Source organism: Paraburkholderia azotifigens, assembly GCF_007995085.1.
Classification (GTDB): domain Bacteria; phylum Pseudomonadota; class Gammaproteobacteria; order Burkholderiales; family Burkholderiaceae; genus Paraburkholderia; species Paraburkholderia azotifigens.
Genome location: NZ_VOQS01000005.1, coordinates 2350738 through 2366775 on the forward strand (window position 1 = coordinate 2350738; position 16038 = coordinate 2366775).

The window sequence follows — 16038 nt, forward strand, 5'->3', positions numbered from 1 at the left end:
CCCTTGCACATAAAGAATAGGCCGGCCAGGCGGGCGTGGCGTATGGGACCAAGGTCCAATACCTTCGCTGGCGGGCAATGCGTAGACTGATTTTGATCCACTTCCCGAGGCAACTGTCCGATAGCCAGGAGGGCAGAAATGAAAGCGAATCACGTCATCGTTGCAATGGTCGTGCTGATGGCAGGCTGTCCCGCGCTTGCGCAGCCTCAAACCACCGTGGACGTCACCAAAGCGCCCGGCAGCGCCACGGTTGTGGGAACCGCGAAGGTCACGGCCACCATCGTCGCGATCGAACGGGAGACCCGTACCGTGACGCTCAAGGACGCGAAAGGCAAGGTCGTGCAAGTGGAGGTGGGGGAAGAGGCGCGCAATTTCGACCAGCTGAAGATCGGCGATGTCGTCACGACGGAATACCGGGAAGCAATCTCACTGAGTCTCTCGAAGACGAGCGGCCCGCGTTCGGCGACGGAACGCGTCATTGAAAATCGCGCGGCGCCGGGCGCCAAACCGGGCGGCACGATCGGCCGCGAGATCACGGTGATGGCCGACGTCATCGCGGTGAATTCGAAGGAGAAGACGGTCACGTTAAAGGGACCGCAGGGCAACATCGTCGATGTGCACGTGGAAGATCCCGAACAGATCAAGCATGTCCGCAAGGGCGATCAGGTCGAGGTTGTCTACACCGAGGCCGTTGCGATCAGCGTGACGCCGGGCGCCGTGAAGTGACACATCGGCGCCGCGGCGAATACGCCAGCCTCATGCGGTCGGGGAGGGAATCGTGAGAAGCAAAGCGGGCGCGTGCGTCCCGTACGTGAGCCTGCTGCTCATCTGCGCTGTCGGCTCCGTGCTGCCTCTGGCGGGATGCACATACTATGGCGTGCCTCCCGGCACCGTCGTCGCCGCACCGGCCAGCTTCGACCGGTCCTTCGCGGCGGCAGCGGGCGCGATGCGGGACGAGGGCCTCTCGATTACCACGCAGGATCCTGCCAGCGGCACGATCATCGGCGCACTCGACGGCGATGTCGTGACGACCAGCGTGCGGCAGCAGGCGGACGGCAGTGTCGTCGTGCAGTTCGATTCGAAGCCCGCGCGCGATCCTGCGTTGCTCGACCGCATTTCGCACAGCTACGACAGGCGCATGGGGCGGTAGACGGAACTGCGCCTCTGGCTTCGACCGTGGAGGGCGGGATGACGAAGTTGCTGATCGACCTGGTGATCTTTCTCGCGTCCGCGCTGATTGCCGTGCCGCTGTCGGTGCGCCTTGGTTTCGGGGCCGTTCTCGGCTATCTGGTGGCGGGCATTTTTATCGGGCCATGGGTACTGGGGCTGGTGACCGACATCGACGCGATCCTTCATTTTTCGGAGCTGGGCATCGTGCTGATGATGTTCGTGATCGGGCTGGAAATGCGGATCGATGAGTTGTGGTCGATGCGCCGAACCATCTTCGGCTACGGCGCGATGCAGATGACCGTCTGCGCTGTGGTCCTGTCGGGGATTTTCATGATGCTGGGCTTGTCATGGCGCATTGCATTGACGGGCGGCCTCGCGCTTTCGCTGTCATCGACGGCGATGGTGATGTCCGAGCTTCAGGAGCGCAAGTTGATGGACATGCCGACGGGCCGAGCCGGTTTCGGCATTCTCCTGTTCCAGGACATGGCAGCGATCCCGCTGATTGCTCTGCTGCCGTTGCTCGGACCGTCGGTGATCACACCCACGGCGGAGCCCGGATGGCTCGTGGCGTTGAAGGCGCTCGCCATGCTAGGTGCGGTGGCGCTGGCGGGCCGCTATCTGTTGCACATCGTATTGCGTGTGATCATGAGCATCGGCGTACCCGAGATCTTCACCGCTTTCGCCTTGCTCTGGATCGCAGGTATCGCATTGCTCATGGAGAGCGTCCATCTTTCGATGTCTCTGGGCGCGTTTGTCGCGGGCGTGCTTCTCGCGGATTCCGACTATCGCCATCAGGTCGAAGTCGACATGGCGCCCTTCAAGGGCTTGCTGCTTGGCCTGTTTTTCATTGCAGTGGGCATGTCGATCGATTTCGGCGTGTTGATGCGCGAGCCTCTTCGTGTCGCGGTACTTGTCGTGGCACTGGTCGGCATCAAGGCGATCGCGCAGTGGTTTCTCGCCGACCGGTTCGACGTGCCGGCTTCGCAGCGCTCGTACTTCGCCATTCTGCTGTCGCAGGGCGGCGAGTTCGCGTTTGTGGTAATGGCGGCCGCCATGACGGCTCATGTCATCGATCAGCGGCAGTCGTCGCTCGTGACACTCGTCGTCGCGCTTTCGATGGTGTCAACGCCTTTGCTGCTGCTTGTGCATCGCAAGCTCTCGCCGCTCTTCGTCAGTCATGAGCTGAGGTAGAACGCGCGCAGCCGGGAGTTGTCCGCGCCGTTGTGTGATCACGCGTGGCCGCGTTGGTCGTGCGCCTGGAACCTGTCGTCCTCGCGCTTCTGCAACACATCCCCTTCACGTGGAATACGCGGTCACGCCGCATGCTGTTCGACGCCCTGTGTGTTTGACATGTTGCAAAAGTATTTAACGGGCCGACAGTGAAGCGCGAAACGGGTTAACCCGGCCCCCACTGCCGAGGGGGCCGAGCCGCGGTGCGACTCGGTACGCTGGATCATTGCGCGCAATTCCAATGCGTTGCCGACATGCCAGCCGACAAGGACAACCATCTCCTTTGCGGCAAGCCGCTCGCAGCGCACGACGCTGATCGAGCGTTTGTTCGTTGCGGAATCGCGGCGCCTCGCCGACTCTGCCACGCGTCGGTCGCGGCACGCCGATCATCGTGTGACTGGCGTTCCCCATTTTGCTTTCAATGCGGAGTACGCACTGTCCGGTGTCTGCTCGGCCGACACGATGTTCGAAGCCATGGTGCTGGCAGTCCCAGACCAGGGATCGCGGATCACGCGGCCCAATTCTTTTACCCGAAACCAGATCAACGGGAGACTTTCTTGAAACCTATATCAGCATACCGGCTCGCTTTCGGCGGCGCCGTCATTGCGCTAACGATCAACGCCTTGGCACAGGGCGGTTCGGCGGCTAGCGCGCCCGCCGCTTCTGCTTCGGCAGCATCGGGCGCGACTGCGCCTGCCACAGGGAAAAAAGCGGATCGCGCGCTGCGGCGAAAGGTTTATGCCGCTATCGGGAAGAACAGGGAGATCAAGGCCGGAAGTATCAGCGTTACGGCGAAAAACGGTGCGGTCACGCTGAATGGCTCCGTTCCGGATGCCAATCAGATTCCCAAGGTCGCGGAGATCGCGAGCGGTGTTCCGGGCGTAGTCTCTGTCACCAACAAGCTGGTGGTTCAGATGCCGTTTGGCGGCCAGTAAGCGCGCAAGTCGCCGGATCGCTTCGATGACGGCGTGCTGTTTCTCACTTCAACGGGGCGCTTAAGCCCCGTTGTCGTTGGCGCGATCGCAAGATTGAACGCTTGGAACGGCGGCAGCAAGGAAGGGGCGGCTGCCAGACAGCGACCGCCTGGCCGCCAGGAGACCGGCGAGCGCGTGACGCGCACACGCGGCAATGTCTGGGCCGGTGCGCAGGACGCAGCGCGCAGTTCACCAATAGAAGTGACGCCGTGTCGACATGCACACGGCGTCCCATAAAACCCGAACGATACGGGCCTGGCCGGCAGCGCCGCCCGGCCCGCTTTCCACGTCAAAACGCGTGACGGATACCCAGCATGCCCGCGGCAGTGTTCTTGCCTACTGCGACGGGTTGGCCGTACACGAGCGTCTGGTTCATCGTGCCGCGATTCGCGACATAGCCGCCCTGTGCATAGAGCGTCGTCGTCTTGGACAGGCTGTAATCGGCGCCCAGCACGTACGCGGTCGACTGGTTCTGGCTGTGCTTCTCGTCCTTCACGTAGTAGATGCCCGACGTGAGTTCGAACGCCGGAGAGAAGCGATAGCCGAGGCCGCCCGTCCACATGTCGAAATCGCCCGAAGCAACGCCCGCTGCGAGATTCCCGTTCGGATTCGACGGATTACGGCCGTTGCTGAACGAGCCGGATACCGAGAGGCCCTTCCACGTGTACTTCGCGCCGAAGTAGACGAAGCGGTTGTTGTTCACACCCGTTGCCGGGATGGGCGTTGCGCCGGGATTGCCCGCTGTCGGATACGGGAACGGGCTGGTGTCGTGTCCGTTGTAGTAGACGGCTGCGACGTTCAGGCCGAAGTTCGAATACTTCAGTACCGCCGACTCGCGCGTGCCGCCCTGGAAATGACCTGCGACGCCGCCCGGCGCATATTCGAGCGCTGCGGAGAAGCCATAAAAGTTCGGCGAGTTATACACGAGCGCATTGCTGTCATAGAGCGCGCCGATGCTGCCGTTCGTGCTGTTGGCCGTCCAGCCCGACTGCTGGTTCATGGTCAGCCACGCAGTCAGGACGCTGCCGAAGAACCACGCGTTGCGCACATCCGTGTCGGCGAGTGCATAGGCCATCGGCGCGAGCTGGCGGCCCATGTCGAACTTGCCGAACGGCCCCGATACGCCAACCGTCGCGATCTGATTGAAGAGCGCCGGCGCGTTTGGGGTGTCGCTCAGCTGGAACTTGCCCGTGCCGCTGTCGAACGAGCCCTGCAGCCGGAAGTTGATCTTGTAGCCGCCGCCGATGTCCTCAGTGCCTTTCAGACCCCACAGGCTCGAATAAATGCCGCCGTCCTTGAACCGGAAGACGTGCCCCAGATTAGGGTTCTTCGAAGCGACGGGCAGAAAGTTCGCCGCCGCGGTGTTTTGCCACAGCAGGCCCGAATCGATCGTTCCGTACAGCGTCACGGACGATTGTGCGTGAGCGGCGCCAGCGATTGCGAGAAGCGATGCCAATGCCGTGACTTTCAATTCCGACTTCATGAGGTCTCCATAACGGTGTTCTGATTCGATGCATAACGAACCCGTTCTTCATGAAGGGACATTGCATCCGGTACGAAAGCATAAGCACTGACGCCGGATCAATTACCCCATCGGCGGGGGCAGGGTTTCCCGTAGTAGAGGCGAATGGCGAGGGCCGTCCCGCGTCGGGCGACGCGGATCTCGCCCTTCCGGGCAAGCGGGGACAACTCAGGATTCAAGGGGCGGACGCGGGGATGGGGGGCGACGGTCGAGCCGCGCCGCACGTTTTGCAATGATCAGACGAAAGCGTTTCGCCAGGTGCGCGCCCCTGACGCAGCGTCCCGCACAGGGCACGCGCACTCGACTCGCAGCCCGATCGAGCCGGCTGCACTGCATCGGTTGATGCTCCCGCCGTTTGCTATGGAACGGCCGTCGCGCTGCCCGCGGGCAGGATCAGAAGCGATGTCTCAAGCCGACCGTTGCCTGCACCTGGTTGGTCGTGGAGGAGGGAGCACTGACGCCATTGATCCATGCGACGCCCAATGGCGACGTGCCGCTCGGACTCACGCGCTGCCACGCGCCCTGAATATAGACATCGGTGCGCAGCGAGAAGTGGTAGTCGGCCATCGCGCTGACCTGATTCCAATGGGGGATTCCACCACCTCCGTTTCCGCCCGCGCGCGAGTAGGTGTACGCGCCCGCGAGTTCGACCGACGGCGTCAGCGCATAGCGGAAGTTGCCCTCGAAGTTCTGGAACGTTCCGCTCAGCCCCCCTTGAAAGAACTGGGCGAACTTGCTGTGCGAGTAAACGAAGCCCGCGACAGCAGGGCCGAACGAGTAGTTCACGCCGAGACCGAAGGTCTTCTGGCTGCTGGCCAGCACGCCGAGCGGGACGCCGCTTGGCGAAAGCGCGCCTTGCAGGGAAGCGCCCGTCGTATCGGTGACCGCGCCGTTCGTGTTGAGTTGGGCCGGCGTGCGCGCGGAACTGTTGAGTTGAAGGTAGCCCGCACCGAAGTTCAGCGCGCCCGCTCGATACGACATGCCGAAGCTGTAGGCGCGATTGTTCGTGAAACTGCCTGCCTGATTGGAAAAACCGTACAGCGCGCCGAACCTGAGGCCACCGAACGCCGGGCTCTGGTATTTGACGGAGTTATTGATCTGGAATGAGTCGTTCAGATTGTCGTTGTCCAGCGGATGCGCGAAGTGCGTGCCGCCGAACTCGGTGCCCGTCAACGAAAGCGGTGCGACAAAATCGACCATGCTGTCGGTTTGGCGGCCCAGCGTAAGCGCACCGTAATCGCGACTCGACAAGCCGACATACGCCTGACGATTGAAGATCCGGTTGTTCGACGAATACTGCCCGTTGTTCACGTTGAAGCCGCTTTCCAGCGTGAAGATGGCCTTCAGGCCTGCACCCAGATCTTCACCCCCGCGAAGACCCCAGCGGCTGTACTGGACGGCGCCGCTGGTCATTTCCCAGTTGCTGTGCCCGCTGCCCGTTCCGGCGATCTGGTTGTTCGTGTAGCTCAGGCCGGCGTCGATCAGCCCGTAAAGCGTGATGCTGCTTTGCGCATGCGCCACGCCGGCCAGAGTGGTCAGCGCTGCCGCACCCGTTATAAGCACTTTTTTCATTTGGCCGCCCTAGCTGAGATCGAGAGAAAAACTCCGCACGACTCCGCCCCCGGAGACATCGACGCCTGTGTTGAAAGCGCTTCACTAGAAGCTGGCGCGATGTTCTTCCTCTACTTTATGCGACCGCGATGAGAATCGCCAGATTGTGCGACGATCGTCCGTTTGAAGCTGCCGTTGCCGCGATTGTGAGGGCGCGTGCTGTGCGGATGGTGTCGTCGAACATACCTGAATAATGTAGGCATCCTATGCATCGATAAGGCGATGGCACTCACTGAAGCAGCATGATCGTGATCGCCTGATGCGGACCACGCACCGCAATGCGTCGCCATGCAAGCCGCAATGTTCGCGCCGCGCGCCCGCCTTAACCATTCGCTCAGCAACCTGCTGTCGAGCCCCGTGGTGCGGGGCGGGTTGATCATCAACTTCTGCTACAGCTATTTCGCGTTCTACTGCATGACGTGGATGCCCGCGTATCTGGTCGAACAGCGCGGGCTGTCGCTGCGGCAGTCGGGACTCTACGCGTTCTTCAGTTTCGCGGGCATTGCCGTCGTGGCGGCGCTCGCCGGGCTGGCCGCGGACCGGCTGATCGCACGCGGGCACGATGCCGTGGTGGTGCGCAAGTCGTTCATCGTGGCCGGGTTCATGGGCGGCACGACGGTTCTGCTCGGCGCTTATACGCGTTCGCCGCAGATGGCGCTGTTCTGGAGTGTCGTCTCGCTGTCGCTTCTGGGTCTCGTCACCGCAAACAATCTGGCGCTCGTCAAGCTCACGTTGAATCCGAAGCAGGCGGTCGGATTGAATACGGGCCTGCAGCACCTGGCGACGAGTCTGGCGGGCGGCGTGTCGGCCAGTCTGTCCGAAGCCCGGAGAAGCGTATGAGCGGCGAGTGCAAATCCCTTCGCGTTCTCATCGAGGACTGGTTCGGAAGCGGTGAGCTTTTCACGATTACCCGGCCGGACCGCGCGAAGACATTGCCATGCAGGGCGGTAAAAGTCGAGGTCGCCAGGTCGTCCGGACCGCTCGCGATGGTGTTCTTTCGACACGGCGACGGCTCGTGATGCGTTTATCCGCCCAGGATCGTCCGGCCGACAATGAACTGGCTGTTACGCGCGCATCGGAACGCCGGATCCACATTCCACGAAACCACTCCATTGAACATGTTCAGGGAATCAGCATGATGTGTCTACCGGAATGTTCCGCTTGCGCGGCGCGCGGCCTTTCTCGAGGGCAGCCAGCGAGGCATTGACCCGCAAGCCCGCGCAGACCATGTTGACGCCCGGCATATTCGACGCGTATTGCGCGGGCAAGCGCTGTCGATGCGAACCCGCTCGGCTTTGTTACCGTCGACCTGCAGAAGGCGAAAGCTCTCTATATTGCAGCACGTACGACCGTAAATCGGTTGAAACGGCACCTCAGACAAACTACGATTCGTAACGCGGGATAGGCCCTGTTTCCATGCGGGCCGCCATCCGGCATATCTGCAATCTGGCGCCGGGCATTAAGCGTCATTTCGATGTAGAAAGGAACTTCTCGTGGCCGCATCGGGCAAAAGGTTTCCTCATCTTCGACTGTTGGCCGTTATATCGGCATTGCTGCCAATGATCGCGGGCTGCTCGACGATGGCGCAGGATGTGCGTGTCGATGGCACGGTGTGGCAGCCAGACGAAAAGACAGCGAACCCGTCGGCGCACTGGGATGTCCTGGGGGCTGAAAATCTGCTCATCCAGTGGACGGCGTTTGACGATATGTCGCTCATCGACGGCACGCCGTTACCGGGCGCGCCGTATCATATCGACTGGCAGCGAATCGGTCGGGAACCGTGGGCGAAGAATGTCATCCTGGGACTCGCCGCGTACCCATCTGAATCTAAAGCGCGTGCCAATGTTCCGAAGCTCGTCGCCCAGTCGCTCGACATCGCGCGAACACCTGTACCGCTGCATGTGACGGGATACTACTTCCCCGTCGAGGTGGACCCGACGTGGACAGATGTATCGTCATTTGCCGCGCGACTTGTGGCGTTGCCGAGGCCGCTCTGGATAACCGTATACGATCAAAGCAACATAGGTCCCGTTCCGCTGGCGGACTGGATGCAAACCTGGCTCCCTCCGGACATCGGCGTCTTCTTCCAGGACGGCTGCGGCGTCTATGCCCGCGAACCGGGAGTTGCCCGTCAGTACCTGGATGTCCTGTCGGAGCGTTTCGGCAAGGGGCGCATCCGTGTTATTGCAGAGGCGTTTCGTCCGGTTGACGCGTCCACGTTCCGCCCGGCTACTCCCGAGGAACTGCTTCCTCAACTACGCGCGTATAACGGGTATTCGGTTTATCTTTTCGATGGACCGCACTATGTTCCCGACGACACGATCCGGCAACTGGCTCCGGCGGCGGCTGCTGCGAAGGGAATGTAAGCGCCAGACGCAAAAAATGCGCGCCGGCCTCAAGGCAGGCGCGCAAAGAACAACACCGAGGGCGTTACTGCGCGGTGCTGGGATCGACGAACGTATAGCCGAGCCCGGTAATTCCTGTGATGATCGATTTGAAGTCTGCCAACCCCGGTTGATGAAGATCCGGTTCGAGCCAGAACGGATGGAAGAAGAACGACGCGAATCCGTCACGTACAGTCAACGCGTATTGCGCGTTGGTCAAGATGTCCTGTGCTGTGTACGTTATGCATGAAAACGGATCGATCGAGCAGATGTTGTATTCGACGTTACCGAGGTTTTCAGGCAATACCAGTTGTCCGTAGTAGTCGCTCTTGATGATGTACGGGAAGAACTGGCCAACCTCGAAATCCTTGTTTGGCACGTTTGCGTTGAGACTCGGCGTGTCCGACGTATAGTAGACAACGCGTTGATAGGTCTTGCCGAAGAGCGGCGGCACTGCCTTTATGGCAAGCGGCGACGACTGATAATGTGGTGCCTCCCAGGCAAAGGGCGTATAGCCGCTCTGGGAAAGCTCCAGCAATCCAGCCGTCAATCGACCGGAAGCCCACGGCGTCGAATCTTCATCAACGGGGCGCTCCTGAGGCTTGTACCAGAACTCGTAGTCATTCGCGCTGACGGCATTTTCGGTATTGGGAACCGAGTTGTACTGGTGTGTGTAGCCGTGCATCACGATCTTGCCGCCTCTTGCCAACGCATAGTTCAAGGCCTGCTTCAGACCCGTGGCCTGTGCGAGATGGATGGTTTGCGGTACGCCGCCGTTATAGGCGCCAAGCGGATCCTTATAAAGAGGGATCGTTGCAATCGAGAACGGTATTCTCTTCGAGAAGAGATAGTCCGTGAGCGACTTCATTGAAGTGACCGTGGTGACCGCGCTGACGTCCTCGAGCCTGACCAGCGCACGATGGCTGGTTGCCGCGCCGCTCTGCAAGATATCGTGAAGCATGTCGCAGATGACGAGATAGCGATCGCGTGGTCCGATGAAGGAAAAAGGCACATCCGCGAAATACCAGAAATTGCCCGCCTTGACGACGTAGGGTGCGACTTCATTGGTCTGACTGTCCGTGATGGTGACCAGCGTGCTCGCCTTCGTCGGGTCGGCGATGGCTACGACACCGATGTCAGGGTCGGCGGCGACCGTGCCCGACGTAGAGTCGTACGAGTAGTACTTCACCATAGTGGAGTTCTTGTAGCTGACGGTGTTGAAGAAGTCGGGTGTCGGATTGCTGGACGACGGCGTCGAGCCCAAACCACGCAAGCCAGAAAAGGTCACGCCTGTCTTACCGGTGAAGTTATACGTCTGATCCCACGCGAGGTTCCAGATGTTGTACTTGAACCATACGACCGTCTTGTCGCTCGCGGCCACGTCAGAGAGAAATGCGGCCGGCGTGGTGTTGCCATAGTAGCTGCCAATGTAGAAAACAGCGGAGTAGGGCGCAAGCGTGCCGGCTGTGTAGTTGTTGACGGGCGCGAGATCGACGGTCGCATTGAAGTGGCCGATGAGATTGCGCAGCATGATTGCATATGCGAGGCCGAGCTTCGAATAAAGGTCGTTGGCGGGTGCATCGTAAAGCACCAGTACTTTCGCCGTGGTGGTTTGCGCTTGTGTGAAGCGAGGGGTGACCGCCAGGCATATCGCACAGACGAGTACCGCCATCGCAAAAAGCTTTTTCATGATGAGGCTCCTGTGTCTGCGTCACTATTGACGGATGAACGTGCCATCTGCGCCACTAAACTGACGCAGATTTTTCCCGATTGGCTGGCCATGTCCCGATTCGGTATTCTGCTTGACCTCATCGGGAATTCCCGGCGACACGACGGATACGACGGGTGGCTTGTCAGGAGGAGTCACTTTGCCGCCGGGCCGGGGCGTCGGTGGCTTGGTTCCGTACACGCGCAGGCTCGGTGTGACAGCGAGTCCGCCGGGCCGGGCAGACTCGGCGGAGTTGAGCACGCTGGCGGCCGGCTCGGCGGCCAAAATCGGCCATGCCATGCAGAGGGCAGCAGACAAGGCTGCGGCCGCGATGAGTTTCGAAGGTTTCATCATGAACTCTCCAATACGCTTTAACGAATAAACATAAAAGGTGTGCCGATGGCGAAAAGACGTAGTGGTCAATCGGGGCGCACTTTAATGCTGTCGACGTCGTCGAGCGACAAGTCGATTGCTGTCGCGCTGTCCAATCTTTCTACGCGTGGAACCTTGATCTCTGAATCCAGGCTTTCCGGGAGATGTTCGCCGTTGAAGGGTTTTGCAGGCGCTATTGCGAGCACATCGACGAGTGTCGGAGCAGTGGACACTTCGATGGCGTCGCGCATGGGCGCGTCTTCGAGAGCGGCAACGATTCTCGAGCACGCACGGCCGTCGCCATAGGGGTTTGTTGCGCAGGCCATGCTGCGATAGGCATGTTCGTTGTCGAGCAGTGTCGATGCTTCTGTGAGAATGCGACCGATATCCGTGCCTACCAGTTTTGCGGTTCCCGCTTCGATTGCTTCCGGACGTTCCGTCGTATCGCGCGTGACGAGTACCGGCTTGCCCAGAGAGGGGGCTTCCTCCTGAACGCCGCCCGAATCGGTTATGACCAGGTATGAGCGCGACATGAGGAAAACGAAGGGCAAGTAGTCCTGCGGTTCAGTCAGATAGATGTTCCGCGAGCTGCCGAGAATTTGCTCCGCGGGCTCGCGAACGTTGGGATTGAGGTGAACGGGATACACGATCTGCACATCTGGATAAGATTGCGCAAGGATGCGTAGCGCCGCACAAAACTTGTGGAATGGTTCTCCAAAACTTTCACGACGGTGGCCTGTCACGAGAATCAGGCGACGCGACCAGTCTATGCCGGGGAATCGTTGTGATATCTCGTTTGCAAGCGCGCGATCGCTGTCTATTTTTTCTCGTACACCGAGCAGCGCGTCAATCACCGTGTTGCCTGTCAGCACGATCTGTTCTGCGGCTGCGCCTTCAGCCAGCAGGTTGTCGCGTGCGCGTACCGTTGGCACAAAATGCCAGCTGGAAACTGCATCGCATAGCTTGCGGTTCAATTCTTCGGGCCATGGAGACCAGATATTTCCGGTCCGCAAGCCGGCTTCGACGTGGCCAACCTTGATGTGCCGATAGAACGCCGCAAGACTTGCCGCGAGTGTCGTGGTCGTATCGCCGTGCACGAGCACGATCTCCGGTTTTGCTGAATCGTAAACCTCACCGATGTTATTCAGAATGTCCGATGTAATTTCCGTCAGCGATTGCCGCTTACGCATGATGTCCAGATCGTAGTCCGGCGATATATCGAACAGGTTGAGAACTTGATCGAGCATCTCGCGATGCTGACCGGTTACGCAGACCTGGACGTCGAAGCACGGCGTCTCGCGCAGCTTATGAACGAGCGGCGCCATCTTGATCGCTTCGGGCCGGGTGCCGAATACCGTCAACACTTTCTTCATTATTGCTCTCCTTCAGTTGCCTTATCAGAACCACAAGGTGGCACGCACGACGAGACCGCGAGCGCGGGCTGCCGACGTCAACGGAACGCGATATTGCACGGTTATATCTGCCCAGCTTGCCGGGGCGCGGTACCTGGATTCCCGGAACCAGAATCGAAATTGCACGCCGGGTCCGATGCCGATAGCTGTCTGATCGGTGGCCTTGTTATCGTGATCGCCGGCGAGTGCAATGTGCGGATAGACGGTGAGCTTTTCGCTGACGGGCGATACGCGCCATGTGTGTCCATAGCGCAATTCCGTATAAATGATGTAGCGGCCTGCATTGACGAAATACGCGCCTTCTATGTACGCCTGCCAGCTTCGCCAGCTCGGCTCCGTCACGCGCAGATCGGTACCGTCTTCCGATGAGTAGCCAAGCCGGAAAAGAAAGTCGTTTGTCGAGAGGCTGCCGATCTTGAACAGGCGCTCGCCTGTCACAACGAGGTTTTGCGACGGGAGCGGCTTGTAGCGCGCGCCCACTGAGCCTTGAACGGTTGGCGCTCCCGTCACGTTTCCGGAGCCGTCGTATGCCGTGCCGTAACCGCGCACGAAGAACTGAAGAATGCGTCCATCCCGATAGCCGATCTTCGGCGGCTGCCAGTACGCTTCAAAACCGGGCTGCAATACGTCTACCGTTCCCTCAGGGCCGAATGCCGCCGTCTGATACGGCAAGCTGAGCTGGAACCCCCATTCTCTTTCCAGTTGTTCGACTTCGCGTTTGTATCCGAAACGCCGTTGCTGGTCGAACTCGTGTTCCTTGTCGTCTGCGTCGAGGCTTTGCTCGAAGAGCTTGACCGAGCGGTCGTTGTCGAAGGTTCGCTTTGCGGCATAGGCGGCGTCGGCATAATTTCCCGCGTTGCCTGCGCCTGCATCGAAGCCGGCCTGAAATTCTTCGAGAGCCTGTGAATCCTTGCGCTCGCGCAAGAGGTCGTAGGCGGCCTGAAGATGAGCCCGCGCGTTCGCCTGCGCCTCTTCGGCTTCGGCGTTGTGAGCCTGATCGATGATTGCCTTTGCGTATGAGCGGTCGGCGTCCGTCGTTGCGTGATCGAGCGCCGCTTGCGCCGCTGAAACGGCAGCCTGGCGATTGCCTTCGATCAGCCGGGTCTGAGCGAGCCGCAACTGCACGGCTACGTCCGACTCGTCGGTCAGCGGTCCAAGCGCCTTCTCTGCTTCGTCGGGGCGCTCGGCGGCCAGTGCGCTATCGGCCCACGCCAGGCGCAAGGTTCTCTGCTGTTCACTGGTCCACGTTCCTTTCTCAAGCGCGGCCGAAAGGTACCGGAATGCCATCTGACTGCGCTGCTGGCGTTGCGCGAGAAAGCCGTTTTGCGCGAGCACCTGCGGGCTGTCGGGAAATTGCTGCAGCAGCTTTTCGGCGAGCGCATCCGCTTCGGGTGTCTTGCCCTCGCGGACATACACGTCGAGAAGCAGCAAGCCGAGTTGTTCGCTGCCGGGCTGTACTTTCCACGCCCTCTCCGCATAGCTTTCGGCGCGGGGCAGATTGCCGTTGGCGATGGATGCATACGCAGCGTCGGCGAGCCGGTACGCACGGGGCGACAGTTTGGGCTGCGCGTACGCATCGACGCCACAAAACGTGAGGCAGACAAGCACAGCAGCCGCACGGCCGAACTGGAAACGCGCGGGATTGAATTGAGTTTGCTTTGCCGTATTCACGCGACCCCCGGTCCGGATCTGACCTTCGGATCGATAAACGGCAGAACCTGTGCGCGTGCCCGTTCGAGTTCATCGTAACGGTTATGCTTGCGCAACTGGCTCCTCAGTTCTGCATCGGCAGCAATGAAGTAGGCCACTTTGCTGCCGGCGCCGCGGCGAACGATCGCCTGCTCGTCGGCCGTCAAGGGGCTGCCGATCGCGCAATTGAGCGTCCCGTCTTCGGCGATCGAAAACGGGACGATGCCGAAGGCGTGCTGAAGCTCGTAGGGCAAAATGCCCGCACAGAGATCGACTGCGACGTTCGCAAGACTGACGCGCGGAAGTTCCGATTGCTCCGCAAGGGCATCGGCGAGCGTATCGGCCATCACATACGCATGCTCGACGAGCAGTTCCCCGAGCTTCCTGCCGCACTGGCCTTGCACGGTCAGAATGTACTCGAGTTTCTCCTGGGTGAGCACGCCCCATTCGATCAGGATCTCGCCGAGACGTCGGCGAGATTTTCCCATTGCCTCATTCGAGAGGAAGGTGTGAGCCGTTTTGTCCCACGCGATCGCCTTGCCTGTTATCAGATGCCGGATATAGATTTTCCACGCGCGGCATACGGCGCAAAAATTGATCAGATTGTTGACGATAATGCGCGGTATCGCGAGCAAGCCCTGTAGTCGTCCGTTCAGCTTCGCGACAAAGTAATACCGCTCCCAGATGCGGAGGATCAGCAGCACCGCATTGATCGACAGCAGCGGATAGAGATAGTCGGTGGCCATTGCCAGCCGTGCGTCGACGAATACTTGCTGGCCGGCCGCCTGCAACGCGGCAAGTGCCAGGAAATTGATCAATACGACATACGCGATCACCGAAACCACCGACGTGACCATCCCTTTGCGATCGCGAAAGAACATGTAACGGGTTCGCAGGTTGCCGTTCCAGCCGAGTTGCTCCCATCCCTGGAAAGCGATGCCGAGAATCCAGCGGGCTCGCTGACGATAGGCGGTTCTAAAGGTGTCGGGGAAGTACTCGCGCGTGGCAAGCAGTTCGACTTTCTCTTTTGGATTACCTTTTTCGCCTTCTTCTGAAGCATTCGCCGATTCTTCCGAAATGGAGAAATGCGCGAATGTTTCTGTCATGCCCATTTCACGCAGTCGGAAACTGAAGTCGTAGTCTTCCGTCAGCGAGTCCGTATTGAAGGGCGAACCGCCGCGCAGTTTCATCGCCGTTTCGATCGCACGTCGTCCATAGCACGACGCGACTCCCGCCCCGGGGACGACGCCCGTCAATCGTTCGCGCGTCGGAATATCTTTCTGATGCGTCTCGCTGAAATCATCCATGTAAGTTCCCGCTACAAACTCGTTCCATTTGCGCGGAAGCGAGAGAACGGGAAGCTGCACGAGATCATGGCTCTCGACGGCGTAGTTGAAGTACTTCAACTCGATGGGGTGAATGACATCCTCGCAATCGTGCATGACCACGCCTGCGAAGCGAATGTGATGGGTTTCCTCATAACGCAGGATAGCGGCGATGATCCAGTTCAGGCAGTCGGCCTTGCATGTCGGTCCGTCGTTGAGAACGGTTGCGCGGGTGACGCGCCCTGGATAGCGACGGATCATCCGCTCGACTTCGGCTGTTGTTTCCGGGTCGTTGTGGTACGTGCCTACGAAGATCGTGTAGTGCTCGTACTCGATGGTCGATAAGGTGTTTTCGACCATTTTGGCGATGACGTCGTACTCCTTCCACGCCGGCACCATGATCGCGAAGTGCTGCTCGGTGAGTTGACGAAGCATCGGCGGATTGACCGTCTGCTTCTGTTCACCACGTATCCGGCGTTTCAGTGTGCTTAGCCAGAAGAACCCGTCCAGAAAGAGATCGTCGATCGTGCTGATAAAAATGATGCACGCGACCAGAAGCGCAACCGCATTGAGCCCGGTCAGGTAGACAGTCCAGAGGGTAGTCGTTTGCATGGCGTCGTCATGCTTTTCGATCTCGGCAC

13 protein-coding genes are annotated in these 16038 nt (G+C 60.0%); 6 read left to right on the forward strand and 7 right to left on the reverse strand.

Going from position 1 to position 16038, the window contains the following annotated elements; genetic code table 11:
• Positions 1-138: 138 nt before the first annotated feature.
• The 4 genes from FRZ40_RS42620 (at position 139) to FRZ40_RS45650 (ending at position 3335) form a co-directional block, all read left to right on the forward strand.
• A complete protein-coding gene (locus FRZ40_RS42620) occupies positions 139-726 on the forward strand; it encodes a hypothetical protein (RefSeq protein ID WP_028365347.1) in 588 nt (195 codons plus the stop codon).
• Between the two features lie 52 nt (positions 727-778).
• Positions 779-1150 carry a hypothetical protein gene (locus FRZ40_RS42625; protein WP_240057504.1) on the forward strand — a complete coding sequence of 124 codons (372 nt, stop codon included), beginning with the start codon at positions 779-781 and terminating at the stop codon, positions 1148-1150.
• A 38-nt stretch (positions 1151-1188) separates the two neighbouring features.
• Positions 1189-2361 (forward strand): monovalent cation:proton antiporter-2 (CPA2) family protein, encoded by a 1173-nt coding sequence (locus tag FRZ40_RS42630; protein ID WP_147238288.1) that lies wholly within the window; start codon positions 1189-1191, stop codon positions 2359-2361.
• 596 nt (positions 2362-2957) lie between these two features.
• Positions 2958-3335 carry a BON domain-containing protein gene (locus tag FRZ40_RS45650; protein WP_240057505.1) on the forward strand — a complete coding sequence of 126 codons (378 nt, stop codon included), beginning with the start codon at positions 2958-2960 and terminating at the stop codon, positions 3333-3335.
• Between the two features lie 328 nt (positions 3336-3663).
• On the opposite strand, the gene FRZ40_RS42640 is transcribed toward FRZ40_RS45650, so the two are convergent.
• Positions 3664-4857 (reverse strand): porin, encoded by a 1194-nt coding sequence (locus tag FRZ40_RS42640; RefSeq protein ID WP_028365351.1) that lies wholly within the window; start codon positions 4855-4857, stop codon positions 3664-3666.
• 432 nt (positions 4858-5289) lie between these two features.
• Positions 5290-6468: a porin gene (locus FRZ40_RS42645; protein ID WP_028365352.1), complete on the reverse strand. Its 1179-nt coding sequence runs from the start codon at positions 6466-6468 to the stop codon at positions 5290-5292.
• Between the two features lie 327 nt (positions 6469-6795).
• Between FRZ40_RS42645 and FRZ40_RS42650 the strand changes: the two genes are divergently transcribed.
• Positions 6796-7347 (forward strand): MFS transporter, encoded by a 552-nt coding sequence (locus FRZ40_RS42650; protein ID WP_240057506.1) that lies wholly within the window; start codon positions 6796-6798, stop codon positions 7345-7347.
• A 653-nt stretch (positions 7348-8000) separates the two neighbouring features.
• A complete protein-coding gene (locus FRZ40_RS42665) occupies positions 8001-8873 on the forward strand; it encodes an alpha-amylase family protein (protein WP_240057507.1) in 873 nt (290 codons plus the stop codon).
• A 64-nt stretch (positions 8874-8937) separates the two neighbouring features.
• On the opposite strand, the gene FRZ40_RS42670 is transcribed toward FRZ40_RS42665, so the two are convergent.
• The 5 genes from FRZ40_RS42670 to FRZ40_RS42690 all read right to left on the reverse strand — a co-directional run bounded on the left by FRZ40_RS42670 (position 8938) and on the right by FRZ40_RS42690 (position 16009).
• Positions 8938-10563 (reverse strand): DUF2334 domain-containing protein, encoded by a 1626-nt coding sequence (locus FRZ40_RS42670; RefSeq protein WP_240057508.1) that lies wholly within the window; start codon positions 10561-10563, stop codon positions 8938-8940.
• A 42-nt stretch (positions 10564-10605) separates the two neighbouring features.
• Positions 10606-10953: a hypothetical protein gene (locus FRZ40_RS42675; RefSeq protein WP_147238293.1), complete on the reverse strand. Its 348-nt coding sequence runs from the start codon at positions 10951-10953 to the stop codon at positions 10606-10608.
• A gap of 65 nt (positions 10954-11018) precedes the next feature.
• On the reverse strand, positions 11019-12344 hold the full coding sequence (gene wecB / locus FRZ40_RS42680; RefSeq protein WP_147238294.1) for a non-hydrolyzing UDP-N-acetylglucosamine 2-epimerase: 1326 nt from the start codon (positions 12342-12344) through the stop codon (positions 11019-11021).
• A gap of 24 nt (positions 12345-12368) precedes the next feature.
• The gene (locus FRZ40_RS42685) at positions 12369-14054 is read right to left on the reverse strand and encodes a bacteriophage N4 adsorption protein A (protein ID WP_147238295.1); all 1686 of its coding nucleotides are present in this window, start codon (positions 14052-14054) and stop codon (positions 12369-12371) included.
• Complete coding sequence (locus FRZ40_RS42690; protein ID WP_147238296.1) at positions 14051-16009, reverse strand: glycosyl transferase family protein; 1959 nt, start codon at positions 16007-16009, stop codon at positions 14051-14053. The genes FRZ40_RS42685 and FRZ40_RS42690 overlap by 4 nt, the downstream gene beginning before the upstream one ends.
• Between the last annotated feature and the right edge of the window lie 29 nt (positions 16010-16038).